This window comes from Flavobacterium hungaricum (assembly GCF_015182285.1).
Classification (GTDB): domain Bacteria; phylum Bacteroidota; class Bacteroidia; order Flavobacteriales; family Flavobacteriaceae; genus Flavobacterium; species Flavobacterium hungaricum.
This window is the reverse complement of the sequence record NZ_PRDM01000001.1, coordinates 107,908-123,947: the sequence shown is the minus strand read 5'-3', so window position 1 is coordinate 123,947 and position 16,040 is coordinate 107,908. Positions and strand designations below refer to the sequence as shown.

The 16,040-nt window shown below is 32.1% G+C and carries 10 protein-coding genes; 6 read left to right on the top strand and 4 right to left on the bottom strand.

The features are described 5' to 3' along the window. Positions 1–31: 31 nt before the first annotated feature. The 6 genes from C4F50_RS00395 to C4F50_RS00370 all read left to right on the top strand — a co-directional run bounded on the left by C4F50_RS00395 (position 32) and on the right by C4F50_RS00370 (position 8,333). Complete coding sequence (locus C4F50_RS00395) at positions 32–823, top strand: SDR family NAD(P)-dependent oxidoreductase (protein ID WP_193844465.1); 792 nt, start codon at positions 32–34, stop codon at positions 821–823. A 288-nt stretch (positions 824–1,111) separates the two neighbouring features. Continuing rightward, positions 1,112–4,429 (top strand): TonB-dependent receptor, encoded by a 3,318-nt coding sequence (locus tag C4F50_RS00390; protein WP_193844464.1) that lies wholly within the window; start codon positions 1,112–1,114, stop codon positions 4,427–4,429. Positions 4,430–4,656: 227 nt separating this feature from the next. Then, positions 4,657–5,031: a hypothetical protein gene (locus tag C4F50_RS00385; RefSeq protein WP_193844463.1), complete on the top strand. Its 375-nt coding sequence runs from the start codon at positions 4,657–4,659 to the stop codon at positions 5,029–5,031. A 263-nt stretch (positions 5,032–5,294) separates the two neighbouring features. Next, positions 5,295–6,179: an AraC family transcriptional regulator gene (locus tag C4F50_RS00380; protein ID WP_193844462.1), complete on the top strand. Its 885-nt coding sequence runs from the start codon at positions 5,295–5,297 to the stop codon at positions 6,177–6,179. Positions 6,180–6,247: 68 nt separating this feature from the next. Then, the gene (locus tag C4F50_RS00375; RefSeq protein ID WP_193844461.1) at positions 6,248–7,414 is read left to right on the top strand and encodes an iron-containing alcohol dehydrogenase; all 1,167 of its coding nucleotides are present in this window, start codon (positions 6,248–6,250) and stop codon (positions 7,412–7,414) included. Positions 7,415–7,673: 259 nt separating this feature from the next. Beyond that, positions 7,674–8,333, top strand: coding sequence for a class I SAM-dependent DNA methyltransferase (locus tag C4F50_RS00370; RefSeq protein ID WP_193844460.1), 660 nt, complete (start codon positions 7,674–7,676; stop codon positions 8,331–8,333). Positions 8,334–8,443: 110 nt separating this feature from the next. Here the strand turns inward: C4F50_RS00370 and C4F50_RS00365 are convergent, their stop codons facing one another. From C4F50_RS00365 to C4F50_RS00350, 4 genes are all read right to left on the bottom strand, one after another. Beyond that, positions 8,444–9,796: an McrC family protein gene (locus C4F50_RS00365; protein ID WP_193844459.1), complete on the bottom strand. Its 1,353-nt coding sequence runs from the start codon at positions 9,794–9,796 to the stop codon at positions 8,444–8,446. Next, a complete protein-coding gene (locus C4F50_RS00360) occupies positions 9,789–12,344 on the bottom strand; it encodes an AAA family ATPase (protein WP_193844458.1) in 2,556 nt (851 codons plus the stop codon). Before C4F50_RS00360 ends, C4F50_RS00365 begins: the two co-directional genes overlap by 8 nt. A gap of 61 nt (positions 12,345–12,405) precedes the next feature. Further along, positions 12,406–13,098: a hypothetical protein gene (locus tag C4F50_RS00355; protein WP_193844457.1), complete on the bottom strand. Its 693-nt coding sequence runs from the start codon at positions 13,096–13,098 to the stop codon at positions 12,406–12,408. A 53-nt stretch (positions 13,099–13,151) separates the two neighbouring features. Next, positions 13,152–16,031 carry a type I restriction endonuclease subunit R gene (locus C4F50_RS00350; RefSeq protein ID WP_193844456.1) on the bottom strand — a complete coding sequence of 960 codons (2,880 nt, stop codon included), beginning with the start codon at positions 16,029–16,031 and terminating at the stop codon, positions 13,152–13,154. Positions 16,032–16,040 lie beyond the last annotated feature (9 nt).

Genomic DNA, 16,040 nt, shown 5'->3' with positions numbered 1-16,040 from the left:
ATCAATCATTACAAAAATAAAAACAATAAAAATGAATTTAAAATTAGAAGGAAAAAGAGCTTTCATAAGCGGTTCGACACAAGGAATTGGTTTTGCAATTGCCAAACAATTATTAAATGAAAAAGCCGAAGTCATCATAAACGGAAGACACGAAGAAAAAACAAATGCAGCGGTACAAAAACTAAAGGATGAATTTCCAGATGCCGTAGTTTCAGGAATTGTATGTGATTTTGAAAAAAAGGAAGAAGTTACCGCTTTATTAAATCAACTAAACGCTATTGATATTTTGATTAATAACGTTGGTATTTTTGAATTGAAAGATTTTGAAAATCTGGAAGACGAAGATTGGTATCGAATTTTTGAAGTTAATGTGATGAGCAGTATCCGGCTTTCTAAAAAACTTTTACCAAAAATGCTGGAGAAGAAATCGGGAAGAATTGTTTTTATCAGCAGTGAATCTGGTGTAAACATTCCCGGAAACATGATTCATTACGGAATGACAAAAGCTGCCATGATGGCGGTAAGCAATGGATTGTCTAAATTAACTGCAGGTACAGAAGTTACAGTGAATACGATTTTAGGCGGACCAACTTATTCTGACGGCGTTGCTTCCACAATTGAACATATTGCTTCTTTACAAAACATAGATGTGGAACAAATGAAAAGTGCTATTATACAGCAGACCAATCCGCATTCTTTATTGCAGCGTTTTATTGATCCATCCGAAATTGCGTCGCTGGCTGTTTATTTATCAAGTCCGCTTTCGGCTGCAACAAACGGGGCATCGTTAAGAGCTGATGGAGGTGTTTTAAAAACTATCTGATCGTTAAAAAGCTGTTATTTTTTTTGCCAATAAAAATTGAACTTGATTCCTTTCTGCCACAAAATTTTAAAGCAAGTTTTTAAGATAATTCACTCCTCAAAAAAAGCGATTTTATAAAAAATATCTAGGAGTGAATTCTTTGAAAATCATTTAAATGAATCTCCCCTATCCCCTATAAACCGTTATTTTTCAAAAGACAGTAAACATACCTTTTTACTAACAATTCATTAACATGTCGGTTTTAGAATGTTATAATTTTGCTAAAATTTTAAACTTATAACATAAACAATGAAAAAAATTATTTTTGTTTTAATTATTTTTTTAACAGCATTTGGGCATGCGCAAGTAACAGGTTCAGCAATGTCCGGTACTGTTAAATCAAGTAACGGCGAGGCACTGCCTGGTGCAACCGTAGAAATTATTCATAAACCAACGGGTACAAAGTACTTTTCTACTACCGACTACGATGGCGGATATGCTGCACAAGGTTTAAGACCCGGAGGTCCCTACACTGTCAAAGTAAGTTATGTAGGATACCGAACTTCGGAAATAACAGATATTAATGTCGGACTGGGAAGTAATTTAACCGTAAACATTAAAATCGAGGAGGAATCAAATGCTCTTAAAGAGGTTGTGGTCTCTACAAAATCTAAAGGAAATTTTAATAAAGGAAGAACGGGTGCGTCTCAACAGTTTTCTAATAGAGAGATTACATCTGTTCCTGTTTTAGGATCTCGTTCTGTAAACTCTGTTACAAAATACAATGCTAATGCTGGCGCAAATGGAACTTTCGGCGGTCAGGATTCTAGATTAAACAATTTTACTATTGATGGTTCTGTTTTTAATAATGGATTTGGTTTAGGATCTGAATCTCAAGCAGGAGGAAGAACTGGATCTACTGCGATTTCTATGGATGCTATCGAACAGCTTCAGGTAAATATTGCTCCTTTTGACATCCGTCAGTCTGGTTTTTTGGGTTCAGGTATTAATGCTGTAACTAGAAGCGGAACAAACGAAATTGAAGGATCTGTTTATAATTCTTTCAGAAATAACAAAAAGAGTTTTATCGGAACTCATCCTGGTAAAGATGTAACTATCAAGCCTGGAAAATTCGACGAAAAAATTTGGGGATTACGTGTAGGGGCGCCCATTATCAAAAACAAATTATTCTTTTTTGGTAATTTTGAAACTATCGAAAATACAAGCCCTGCTACCACTTGGACTTCTACTGGTTCTCCAACTGGAGGACAGCAGACTTCGAATCCTACTTATACCGAAATGCAGACACTTTCAAATTACATGAAAGATAAATTTGGATATGAAACAGGACCTTGGGAAAATTATGATGCGTCTAAAACATCCAAAAAATTCTTAACTCGTATTGACTGGAATATTAACGATAATCATAAACTTACAGCTCGTTATGTATTTCATAATTCATCTTCTGACGAGTTGACTTCAAATTCAAACTCATTAGGTTTTGGAAACAGAAGAACAAGCGTACTGGCTATGTCTTATAAAAACAGCGGTTATACGATCTTAGATAACACAAGATCTATAGTGGTAGAATTGAACAGTAAATTTGGAAACTCATGGTACAATAACTTTATTGCGGGTTATGACAAACAGATTGAAGACAGAGGTTTACAAGGCGGTGGATTATTTCCAACTATTGATATCAAAAATGGAGCTCAAACTTATATTTCTGTTGGTTTAGATCCTTTTACTCAAGGTAATAAATTGAGCTACTCTACACTTCACTTTACAGACAATCTGACTAAGACTATCGGAAAACATTCTATTGTTTTAGGTGCTAATTTTGAATACTTTAAATCAAGTAACTTGTTTTTCTCAGGTTCAAATGGTGTTTATGTTTTCAACTCTTTGGCTGATTTTTATGCTGCTGCCGATCAATCTGCAGCAAATGGAGGTGCACCTTCTTCAGCTACGGCTACTTCTCCTGCACGTTTTCAATACAGATATTCTGCTTTACCAGGAGGTGAGGAACCTATGCAGGTTTTAAAATCTAATAAATTTGATTTGTATGCTCAGGATGAAATTAAATTAGGCGACAACTTTAAATTAAGTGTTGGTCTTAGAGCTTCAAGAGTTTGGTTTGCAGACACAGCGTTAGAAAACCCAGCTGTAACTGCTATGACTTTTGCAAATGGAGAAAAATTTAATACAGGAGAAATGCCTGATCCACAATATTTATTTGAACCTAGAATTGGTTTCAATTTAGATTTAAATGCAGATGCTTCTACAATATTACGTGGAGGTTCAGGAATTTTTACAGGTAGAGCTCCGTCGGTTTTCCTTTCAAACCAAATTGGAAACAATGGTGTTCTTACCGGATTTATTGACGTCAGCGGTGCGGCTTTAGCGGCCGGAGGCTACGGTTTTACACCTCGACCTGCAGATTACTTTACACCTGCTACCCCAACTCTTCCAACTAGTTTTGATTTGGCTTTTACAGACAAAAAATTCAAATATCCTCAGGTTTGGAAAACCACCATGGCAGTAGATCAAAAACTACCTTTTGGTTTTGTAGGTACTGTTGAAGGGATCATCCAGAAAAACATTAATGCGATCGATTATTACAACGCAAATTTTGATGCTCCTGTAGGAACATTTGCTGGTCCTGACAACAGACCAAGATATTCTCGTAATGATGCGGGAACAAGAGTAAATGACAATGTTTCTAACGGTATTGTATTAACCAATTCTGATAAAGGGTACTTCTACTCTACTACCTTCAAATTAGAATACCCGTATCAAAATGGTCTTTGGGGATCTTTTGCCTACACACATTCTGAAGCAACAGATTTAATTTCTCCGGGATCAATCGCATCTGGCTCATGGACTGGTGCAAGATCTGTAAACGGAAATAATGATTTAGAGGTTTCAGCTTCAAATAACAATACTCCAAATAGACTTGTTGGAGTTCTTGGATACAGAATCGAATACGGTAAAGGTTTAGGCGGTGCTACTTCTATAAGCTTAGGTTACATCGGAGAGCAGGCAAATCCATTTACGTATGCTTACGGAGGAGACATGAATGGAGACAGAGTAAATGGAAATGACCTTATGTATGTTCCAAACAGTGCTTCTGAAGTTCGTTTCGCTCCCTTAGCAGTGACCAATCTTGTAAATGGTGCAAATGTGGTAACTACCTATACAGAGGCACAACAACAAGAAGCATTTGACGCTTACATCAATCAAGATAAATACCTTCGTACGAGAAGAGGACAGTATGCTGAAAGAAATGCTGCTATCCTGCCAATGCTTCACAGATTAGATCTTTCTGTTACTCAGGACATCTACATCAAGATAAAAGGTAAAAAGAATTCTTTTCAAGTAAGAGCAGACATTCTAAACTTTACCAACATGATTAATAAAGACTGGGGAGTTACCCAAAGAGCTACCAATCCAAATGTTTTGGCTTACAACTCGACTACTGCAGGAAACGTACCGGTTTATCAGTTAGCGACACAAGCAGATGCTAATGGAATTAAAACATTGATAAAAGATACCTTCCAAAAAAACACGTCGACGTTTGATGTATGGCAGGCACAATTTACCTTAAGATATACATTTGGTAATTAATTTTTTTCAAGAATAACTTATTTAAGAAAACCTTCTCAATGAATTGAGAAGGTTTTCTTTTTGTCATACTATTTTTTGCTTCTTTTGTACGGAAAAATAAAGCTGAAAGATATCTAACAAGAAATCCTACATTTACATATTTTAAAAAATCAAAAGAAAAAACGTAAAATCACTCGCGAAGACTTTCTGAATGCATCGCTATTGGAAAAATTTAAAAAATTTTAATTATGAAATGGCTTATAATCATTATTATCAGCAGTGGAATGTTTTCTTGTAATAAAAAGAATCCAAGTGAAATTACCTCATCAGAAAATTCAGGAACTTTTTTTAGAGAAAAACTACATAATAAGGAACTTATGGACAGCTTAGACTACCTTGTACTGAGTAAAGGGGATACTCTAGCGTACAATGAATTAAAAGGGATTCATTATATAGGAGAACAAAAATTTAATGGTTTTCTATATTATGCATTGATAATGTCGAATAAATACAACTACAAAAGAGCTTCTTTCGATGTCTATGATATATTAATGCATGATGAGAAATTTTTAGATAAAAAGACAAAAAAAATGGCCGATGAGTATCTATTAAAAAGCAAATAATTCAAAGCTTACAATCTTTAAATTGCAAAATTCAGACTTTTTATTCTAGGTCTTATTTCAATCTAGTTCATTAGCTTATAGAATTTTAAAATAAACCTATCCGATTAAAAGAGTTTCCTTTTCGCTATACATCAAAATTTAACTAATTTTGCAAAAAATACATACTTCTACAAAAGACTTGGCTTACTGCCAAAACATACCACAATTAAAAAAAGAATCCGTACCTGAACCAAAAAAGTTTTTGTTCTGAATCTCCCATTTATATGAATTTAAAAAGACTGGAAATAAAGAAAAACATTCAAAAAGTGGAAGATAAAAATTTGTCTTTCCGTGTTTTTGATTTAAATGATGCAAATATTGCCGCTTATCTGCAGCCGCATAAAAAAGACCATTTCTTTATAGCAGTTATCGAAAAAGGCACTGTTGAAATACAAATAGAAGATAAAATACATTTTCTAAAAGGCGGAAAAATTTCGATCATTTTTCCAGATCAGATCCATTTTATCTCCAATCCAAGTGCCGATTTAGCGGGTAAAATAATTTTATTTGAAGAAGTTCTTTTTTGTTCTGATATCCTTAAAAATGAATTAAGCGTTTATAATGTCAATCTTTCAACAAACCTAAACTGCGTTTTTCTTTCGCAGCAGGAATTTGAAAACAGTCTGAAACTCACTGCCGAAATTCAGCAGATTTATAACGCTCCTACCCTTATAAAAAAAGAACAGGCTCGTTTTTTTATCAAGGTATTTCTTTTGGGACTTATAGAATCTGTTCACGGACAGCATACGCTTTTACATCAGGAAACCGAAACGGATAAACTAATCTACATTCGTTTTAAGAAGATGCTCAATGAACATTATAAAAGCGAACGCACAGTACAATATTACTCTGATAAACTGGCGCTGAGTTCTAAAAAACTGAATGCTGTGACCAAAAAACACTGCGGCGAAACGGCCATTAATGCCATTCACAACCGAATTCTTACCGAAATAAAAAGACAGCTTCTTTTTTCTGATCTTTCGCACAAACAAATAGCCTTGGATCTAGGTTTCAGCTCTCCATCGGCATTTAATAAATTTGTAAGAGCCAAACTCAAAGAAACGCCTACCGAACTGCAGCAGGAACTGGCGCAAATTTATAACGCATAGTCTTGTTTGTATAACAGCCAGCCTCTGGCGCCACTTTACCTTTGCTTCATAAACTAATAAGTATAAAAATGAGCAAATTATTTATTGCTTCAGAGGTATTTCACGGTGCGGGAAGCCTTGAGGAGTTAAAAAACATTCCAGGTAAAAAGGCGATTATTGTTACAGGCGGAAGTTCTATGAAAAAAAGCGGTACACTTGACAAAGCAGTCGCATTTTTACAAGAAGCAGGGATAGAAACTAAGATTTTTGATGGTGTAGAAGAAGATCCGTCATCTGCAACAAGTTTAAAAGGTGCGCAGGCAATGCTTGAATTTCAGCCCGATTGGATTGTTGGTTTGGGAGGCTGTTCTGCAATTGATGCTGCCAAAACCATGTGGATTTTTTACGAATATCCTGAAACTGATTTTGATTCGTTAATCAAACCTTTCAGCGTTCCTGTACTTAGAAATAAAGCAAAATTTATTGCAATTCCGTCTACAAGCGGCACAGGAACAGAAACTACAGGTCTTGCTGTTATTACTGATCGTGAGAAAGGTGTAAAATACCCAATTGTATCGTATGAATTGACTCCCGATATCGCAATTGTTGACGGTGAAATCTGCGCTTCTATGCCGGCTCACATTACATCAAACACGGGACTTGATGCCTTAACGCATTGTGTAGAAGCTTTTGTTTCTAATATTGACAACAATTATGCTGACGTATTGTCTAAAGGCGGGTTAGAAATTGTTTTTGATAACCTGCAGGAAGCTGTAAAAAATCCATCAAACATTACGGCGCGTCAGAACATGCATGATGCTTCATTTATGGCGGGACTTGCTTTTAACAATGCATGGCTCGGAATTGTACATTCATTGTCACACCAAGTAGGTGCGCTTTATGGTATTCCTCACGGATGCGCCAATGCTATTTTCCTACCAAATGTTATTCGTTACAATGAGTCGGCTACAGATAAATATCCTGCACTTGCAAAAGTTATCGGAGAAGAAACGGCAGAAGGACTTGCACAGGCAATTGAGGGACTTCGAAAAAATGTAAACAATATTGGGTCTCTTAAAGAATTCGGAATTTCTAAAGAAGACTGGATTAAAAACCTTGATTATATTGCAGGCAATGCCTTAATTGATCCGTGTACAGGTTTTAATCCTCGTGTTCCAAGTCTAGAAGATTTAAAAGACATTTATAACGCTTGTTATGAAGGAGTGGTTTACACCGAAAGCGCTGTTTTAAGCTAAATTTATTGTTTCAAGAATAAGAGCTGCAGTCAAAAATGGAATCTTGATGGATTTAAATCTATCGCTGTTTCGCATTTTTGTCTGCAGCTCTTTTGTTCTATTCAAATAAAAACGAATCTTGATTAACTAATTTTCAAATCACAATATTTTTATTTATTCCTCTATTTCTTTAATTGTTCTTTTATTTTTATTGATCATACTTTTTATATTAGCCTAAAAATCATCTTTGGTTTTAACTAACTGTCAGCTAAAAAAAATTATGGATAATTATTTAGAAACATTTGCAACCTGGAATAAGATTGCCCAATTATACGAAGATGTTTTTATGGATTTAGATCTGTATAATGATACATATGACCTTTTTTGTGATTTACTTTCAAAAAATAATGCTGCAATTCTGGAGATCGGCTGCGGTCCCGGAAACATCACCAAATATTTACTGAATAAAAGACCCGATTTTGAAATTTTGGGAACTGACATAGCGCCCAATATGATTGAATTAGCACAAAAAAATTGTCCAAGTGCCAAATTTGAGCTTATTGACAGTAGAAAAATTGAGCAGATAAAATCTAAATTTGATGCTGTCCTATGCGGATTTTGTATTCCTTATTTATCAGAATCGGATGTGGAAAAAATCATACGCGACTGCAAAAACCTGCTCCATAATAATGGAATACTGTATTTAAGTTTTGTTGAAGGCGAGAAAGAAAAATCGGGTTTTATTAAAGGAAGTACCGGAGACAGAACTTACTTTTATTATCACAATTTAGAAAAATTAAAAAATCAGTTGAAAGCAAACGCTTTTAAAAATCTAAATCTAATCCGAAAAAATTATCTAAAAAAGGATCTAACAGAAGAAATACACACCATTATTATAGCACAAAAAACAGCAGAAACCCCGTCTGCAGACAGTTTTTAATGATGTAAATTTTATAAAAAAAACTTTTAATGGGCAGGATGGCACAAAAAATAATAGCTGCATTTTTGACCTCAAGCATAGATTTTAGATGATGGTTTTTGCTCCCTAGATTAATCTTTTAAACAAAGTTCTAATTCGGATATCAGATTTGCTCTAAGATTCTTAAAATTATCAAATAGATACCTACACTCTTTAAGAGATTCAGAAGTAATATTTTTATCCATAATACTCAACTTATAGGCTTTGATGAATATTTTTTCCTTGTCTGCAAACTCATCCTGCATTACAATTGAATTGTGATAGGTATTTTGATTTGAATTTAATGATTTGGGATAAAACAGTTTTATGTCTTTGATTTTGAAACGAATTGCATAAGCTAACATTTGATATAAATCAGATTGTGAGATGCCTTTTTTATTATCATCTGAATACACCATTTTATATTTATTATCAGCTATAATTTTTTTATTTCCTAAATCTAAAACTAAATCAGGTTTAAGACCAAATTTTTTCTCTTCATCTAAACATACCCCTTTTACTTGTCCTTTTGGATTTATATTATCTAATTCCTTATCAATGAATCCAAAAATGAAATCTTCAAAAACATATTCCATTGGCAATAAAAATGCGAATAGTTTTAAATCATTTTTATAATTGAAAGAAATACTATTTTCTAAAAACAGAACACAATAATCCCTCACCGTTTCAAAATCTGAAAACATCGGATTAAATTGTATCCTTTTGCACTCTTCAGAAGAAATTTTTAAATCTGATACCTCATCTAATAGAAATAATATGTTTTTAAGATTTCTTCTGTTCTGATGATCCTTAGATACAGACAACAACATTTTTGAAACATATTTTATACATTGATTAAAAGGATTATCAATTTCAAAAGAATCATAAATACAATTCACTTTATGATTTCTTCCCCTCGCTAAATTCTGATTTATATATTCCTGAAAATTTATTCTTCCTTTTACAAAAGACAGCTCATTTTCTATTTCAATATATTTTTGATAAACGGACGAATTCAATAATTCATTCGTGTACTTACTAAATAGGTAAATTAAAATTTCGAAGAAATCAGCTTTTTCAGTGTTTAGTCCTGATAAATAATTTGGGAATTTTAATTTTCTGCAATAGCTCAACCACCATAAAATATGAGAGTTAATTACTTTAACCTCATCTTCTGTAGTTTCTTTTCCCTGATAGAATATTTTTGGTAATAAATTGATTGTTTGCTCTTCATAATGAATTACACCAACAAATTTATTAGATTTTAGCTTTTGATCTTTATGCAAAAACTGAATGAAATGTTGTACCTCTTCTCTATTCTCTTCTTCATTGTAGTATGAAGATTTTTCTCTTTTATTCCAAATCACATCCAAAAACTCTTCGAGATTATCGAAGTGTTGCTCAGGAAAAGAAACCTTATTTTGGTATTCAAAGAGATTAATCATTTCTAGAAATAAATCTGAGAGGCCAATTACCTATGGTAATTCCAGCTTCATTACAAATATTAATAACCTCCTCTTCATTATTCATAAAATATTCCAATAACAAAGGAATTACCTTGTTATTAATTGTTTTTTCAAATGAATATTTTTCTCCCATAAAATACGCATGTCCTATTGTAAAATCACGACTCTTACGTTTAGTAATAACCTCATTAAGTTTTCTAAGAAAATCGGAATCATTTACTGTTTTTCCAAGTCCTTCATAAATCGGATACATTGGAATAAACTCAAAACGACGTCTCAAAGCAATATCTAATAGCGAAATTGACTTATCTGACGTATTCATTGTGCCTATAATATACAAATTAGACGGAACTGTAAAGGAATCCCCAGAAGGTAAAGTTACTTTCATTGGTATGTCACCATGAGAACGTTTATCCTCTTCAATTAAAGTTATGAGTTCTCCAAACACTCTTGATATGTTGGCTCTATTTATTTCATCAATTATAATTACATAGCTTTTTTCCTCTACGCTAGTTAAATGGCTTTTTCCTTTTTCTAAAAGTAATTGCAGAACAGGATTATAATATGGCTGTAATCCACCTAAAATAATATCATTTACACCATTATCATACATTTTGTTTAGAGTATTGATACTCAATGTATGCTCTGAATCGCCAACATTTTTTCTAAAAGCTATAGACTTTTCTCCAACTTCTGTAATATAAAAAGAAGTTTTCTTCATTTTGATTTCAATTTCTTCTACATCTCCATCATTCAATGGTTGAATAAGTTCCTGAAAAACGAGATTAAAATCTCTCTTAGCAGTACTCGGATTCTTTGAAGCTAGTAAGTTCTTTAAAGCTCTATCTGCAATACGCTTAAAAACCCCATCTTTCTTTTCGAAGGTTAATGCATTTCCGTTTTCTGTATCTGGTCGCAAACCTTGTATAAAATCTTCATAGCTGTAATTTTGATGGAAAGTGATAAATTCAATCTGATCACCTAGATTATTATTAAATATTTCTAAAGCATGATCATAATCTTCTATTTCGATTTCAGAAATAATTTTTGCAGCTTCTAAAACTGTATTGTATGTCTTTCCTGTTCCAGGAGGACCATATAAAATTTGATTTAAAGGTTTATCTTCTAAATTATTTAGCTTTTCCATTAATATCCTATTTTCATGATTTAAAAGAGTATCAACTTTGTCAATTATATTTGAATTTGTAACTTGAAAAACTGTAGTCTGATTTCCTTGACTATTTTTAAAACCGACATTAAATACTTTCCAATCTACTATCTTTTGATGTGAAAAAATATCTTCAGTATTATAATAATAGTCATCTTTTATTATTCCAATACCAAGTATAGTTTCTCCATCTTGAGCCAAGATAACATCTCCTACTTTTACATTACTATAAAAATTAAAAATTTCTCCAGCTTTTTTACTTAAATTTAAATTATCATCCTTAAAAAAACCAGCATTTCGTAAAAGTTTTTTTACCTCTTCTTTTGATTTTACAGTTGAATTATCCAGATCACCAATTTCTGTCCATCCAATTCCTATCTTATTACCATTCTTCATTATTTCCCAATAACTCCGCTTCTTATCTTTTGTTCCAATTCGCCAATACTTTTTAGTAGTGCCTAACTGCCCATCTAAAGACTGATACAAAATATCTTGAGCTAGTATTTTATGATTAACATCAATAAAGGAACTAACAGGAATTTTACTTCTTACTAAATCAATTAATTCTAAATCTTCATTTATATATTCATCAATTAAATTATCTATTAATTCAAGATAGTGAACATATTTCTCACCTTTTTTTCTAGGTTTAATTCCTAAAAGATCGCAATATTTCTGATAAAAAGAATGCTTATAAAATGTGTATTGTTCTGGATTAAAATAGGTTAAAAAAGTTGCCATAGTTCTTTCATCTTGATGATGTGAAAACTTTTCTTCAAACACTATTTCTCTATAAATTTTCAGTGTTTCTTCATTAAAATATTTGATTCTATAAGGCAGAGGCTTATCTTGATCAAATAGAACATTAAAGCAATTTTTATATGGAACTGTTCTCGCTTGAGCTAAATGCTTAATAACCGCCTGACCTACTGGATATATTAAATTAGCAAAATGTATAGCTTTAATTTCTTCATAAAAATCTTCCGCATTAGGATTTGGTCTTCCTTTAAATTGGGCTATCAAATTCCATTTGTAAATCTCTTCTTTTAAACCACCTTCACTTATGTATTTTTTATATTCTTTTATAAGTTTTTTATTTGGATCATTCTCAATTTCAACAACTTGAAATTCGAATCTTTTTAAATATTTGTTAGTAGATTCTCCTCCTCCATAATTCCAAACTTTCTCTCCACTCATTTCTTGATGTGCATATCGCATTACTTCCTTTGGAGGATAGCTTTTATTATTAATTATTGTCTCCCATCGTGTTGGAGGTATTAATTGAATATTTTCATTTTCAATCTTTTCGATAGCTTTAAGAACATGTTCTTTTGTTATGTCATTTGGCCTAAATATCATATTTATTTCTTTTAGAAGCTGAGTTGTAATAAAATTTTCAAATTAAATACCAAACATGTAGCTATGGTAATAAGCTTCTTAAATTAGATTGTTCTATTAAAGGACGGTATTCGCGCACAAAATCATTATCCCATAAAATATTAGTAATAATGTGATGATTAATTTGATCCTCCAATATTTGAATAATTTCCTGTGGATTTTTATCTGCTGCAAAACAAAATGCTCTGGTATTGTAGTAAAATGTATAAAACAATGGATTTCTTCTTAGACTATTCCAAAGAATTTTACCATTACCGAATAAACCCTCTTCTTTTGAAGTCAAATATTCTTCATGATCTAAAATTGCTCTATAAATTTTACATCCCAAGCCTAGTCCTCGAATTGATCTAGGTATACCTTCACCAACTATATCAATCCTATTTGATAAAGTATTAACTTGAATTGAACACTCCATGTGTAGATGGTCTCCTCGAAATAATATTTCATGACCGACTACGTTCAAATGATTGAGATTCTGGTAGATCTGTTGTATTTCCTCTATTTTATTTTTAATTCTTGCATCAAATCCTATTTTGTATGACTTTATGCTTCCCTGCTTTGAATTTTCTGTAACTACTAAATTTTGCCAAGTCATGTCTCTAATCATCACATCCAATTCATCTTTTAATCTATTTATCGTTGGAAGCTGCTCCTTTTCAGTTACAATTCCATTTAAATAAAAATCAAAGTCATTAAAACTATTATCATCTATCATATTAATTATCTAAATATTTTCATTGTTATAGAAAGTAATTTAACTAGATTATTCTAAGCAATCATCCCCTTAACAAAAACCTCAACAAACTCCTTCATTTTTGTAATAATTCGGTCTCCAATTGCACGTGCTTGAAGAATACTTGGTCTATTGTCTAAACATTGAAAAACTTCATCTTTTATAGGTTCTCTCCCGCTATATATATAAGCATCTATTAAAGCTTTGAATTGTAATTTATCCAAATGCTCTTCATCGCATAACTTTGCTAACGCTAAAACTTTTTGATCGTGCCAGAATTTCTCAAATTCATCTTCGATTAAATCACCGTCTTTTATATGAGGCATATTCTCATCTATAAATTTTTGAATAAGCAGTTTTTTACTTCTTAAAGTTATATCACCTCCTAATAAATCAATAATAGCTTTTCTTTTAGCATCTGCCGCATTTGGAGTTTTAGCTTTCTTCAATTGCACTAATAATTTTAAGATATAAGCAACATTAATTCTATCTCTGTGTATTAATTCTAATTCAAAATCAATATCATCTAGAATAGAGGTTTTATGTTTTGCATTGTCTTGCTTGACTTTTTGATATAAGTCTAAATATTTGCCTTTGTAGTCGTTATATTCTTGTTCATCAATTAGTACATCATCCCAATTAAAGTCTGTATAAGATTGCAATACATTCATTGCGCGCATTAATTTTCTAAAAGCTCGTACAAACGCTGCTTCATCTTCTTCGCTTTCTAAATCATTTACACTTTGATAAGTTGGTGTAATCTTTCGTAAAAATTTTAATGCTTCTTCAAACTTTTTGGCGATATCTTCGTATGATGGCATTGTGACAACTTCAATTGCCTCTTTATTAGAAAATAAAGTTATCGCATCATCTGTGGCTTTTTTAAGGTTTCTAAACGCTAAAATATTTCCTTGTGATTTTTGTTCGCCAAGTATTCTGTTGGTTCTGGAGAAAGCTTGAATTAAGCCATGTTGTTTCAAGTTCTTATCTACATAAAGTGTATTTACTTTTTTAGCATCAAAACCTGTGAGCATCATATTGACTACAATCACAATATCCAGACGATCTTGTTCATCGTTAAAGTTCTCTTTTTCACGATTTTTTAATCGTTTACTTATGTTTTGAAAGTATTTTTCAAATGATTTACTGTCTTTATTTGTAAAACTTGTTCCGTACATCGCGTTATAATGTCCGATGTATTTTTCTAGTTTATCTCTGCTATGACTCGATTCGTATTGAATTTCTGGTTCTGCCAAAACATCAAAATCTACTTCATCACCAGGAAGAAAATCCTGAGCTTCGTCTGAATCTTCATTAGTACCATAGGTAAAAATGGTGGCAATTCTCAAATCGTGTTCTCCAGCTTCTTTCTTTTCCTGAAATAAATCGTAATACTTAATTAAATTGTCAATACTGCTTACAGCTAAAAGTGCAGAGTAATCTTTATTAAAAGTTTTTTGATTGTGATACGCAATGATATAATCAACAATTTTATTGATTCGTTTTTTAGAATCAAAGACTTCTTGTTTGTCAATATCTTCGACTTCAATATCTATGAAAGTGTTGCTTTTATTTTTGTATTTCCCGACATATTCAATTCCAAAACGTAATACATTTTGATCTCGAATCGCATCTGTAATTACATATTTATGCAGACAGTTACCAAACAAATCTTTGGTAGTTCTTTTTCCATAATCGTTTTTTGAAGCGTTCTCTGCAAATATTGGTGTTCCTGTAAAACCAATTAATTGACTTTTCTCAAAGAATTTAGTAATTCTGTCATGTGTATCTCCAAACTGAGAACGATGACATTCATCAAAAATGAAAACTATTTTTTTATGTCTTAAAGATTCTATAGCGCCTTTTGCTTTTTCTGAAACGGCATTATTCAATTTCTGAATCGTCGTTAATACTAATTTTGTATTATCTGTTAATTGTCTAATTAGAGATTGTGTATTGTCAGTAACATCAACACTGTCTTTTTTAAAAGCGTTGAACTCGTTCATTGTCTGATAATCCAAATCTTTTCGATCTACAACAAAAACAACTTTATAAACTTCTGGCAATTCCATTAAAATTTGGCTTGCTTTAAAAGAAGTCAAAGTTTTTCCTGAACCTGTAGTATGCCAGATATAGGCATTGTCATTAGAATTTTTAACCTGATGAATAATTGCTTCTGTGGCAAAATATTGATACGGACGTAACACCATCATTATTTTATGGGTTTCGTTTAGTACAATATAATGTGCTATTATATTTCCTAAATGTTTAGGATTTAAAAACGCATCTGCAAACTCATCTAATTCAGTTATATTTTTATTATTAGCATCTGCCCAAAAGAAAGTTTGTTTAACCGATTGTAATTTGTTATTGGCTAAATATTTGGTATTTCCGCCATTACTTATTACAAATAATTGTACATATTGAAACAACCCATGATTGCTCCAAAAAGAATGTCGATCGTAACGATTGATTTGGTTAAAAGCCTCTTTCATCTCAGTTCCAGAACGTTTTAATTCTATTTGCACCAAAGGCAGACCATTAATTAAAAGTGTTACATCAAAACGGTTTTTGTAACTTCCTTCAAGACTGATTTGATTCGCAACCTGAAATAAATTCTGAGTACTATCTTCTGAGTTAAAAAACTGCACATAAAAAGAAGTTCCGTCTTCTTTGTCTAATTGAAAACGATCACGAAGTGTTTTGGCTTTTTCAAAAACATTTCCTTTGGCTAAATGATTTAAAATCGCGTCAAATTCTTTGGCTGTAAAAGTGGTCTCGTTAAAAAGTTCGAGCTGACTTTTTAAGTTAGAAACCAAAGATTCTCCGTCTTGAATTTTTACAGACGAATAATTTAAACCTACTAATTGCTTGATTAAGTTTTTTTCTAATGCTGCTTCAGATTGATGACTCATATTTTCAGT

Coding starts and splice junctions, on each gene's coding strand:
- C4F50_RS00395 (WP_193844465.1), top strand. CDS start 32: ATGAATTTAAAATTAGAAGGAAAAAGAGCTTTCATAAGCGGTTCGACA.
- C4F50_RS00390 (WP_193844464.1), top strand. CDS start 1,112: ATGAAAAAAATTATTTTTGTTTTAATTATTTTTTTAACAGCATTTGGG.
- C4F50_RS00385 (WP_193844463.1), top strand. CDS start 4,657: ATGAAATGGCTTATAATCATTATTATCAGCAGTGGAATGTTTTCTTGT.
- C4F50_RS00380 (WP_193844462.1), top strand. CDS start 5,295: ATGAATTTAAAAAGACTGGAAATAAAGAAAAACATTCAAAAAGTGGAA.
- C4F50_RS00375 (WP_193844461.1), top strand. CDS start 6,248: ATGAGCAAATTATTTATTGCTTCAGAGGTATTTCACGGTGCGGGAAGC.
- C4F50_RS00370 (WP_193844460.1), top strand. CDS start 7,674: ATGGATAATTATTTAGAAACATTTGCAACCTGGAATAAGATTGCCCAA.
- C4F50_RS00365 (WP_193844459.1), bottom strand. CDS start 9,796: ATGATTAATCTCTTTGAATACCAAAATAAGGTTTCTTTTCCTGAGCAA.
- C4F50_RS00360 (WP_193844458.1), bottom strand. CDS start 12,344: ATGATATTTAGGCCAAATGACATAACAAAAGAACATGTTCTTAAAGCT.
- C4F50_RS00355 (WP_193844457.1), bottom strand. CDS start 13,098: ATGATAGATGATAATAGTTTTAATGACTTTGATTTTTATTTAAATGGA.
- C4F50_RS00350 (WP_193844456.1), bottom strand. CDS start 16,031: ATGAGTCATCAATCTGAAGCAGCATTAGAAAAAAACTTAATCAAGCAA.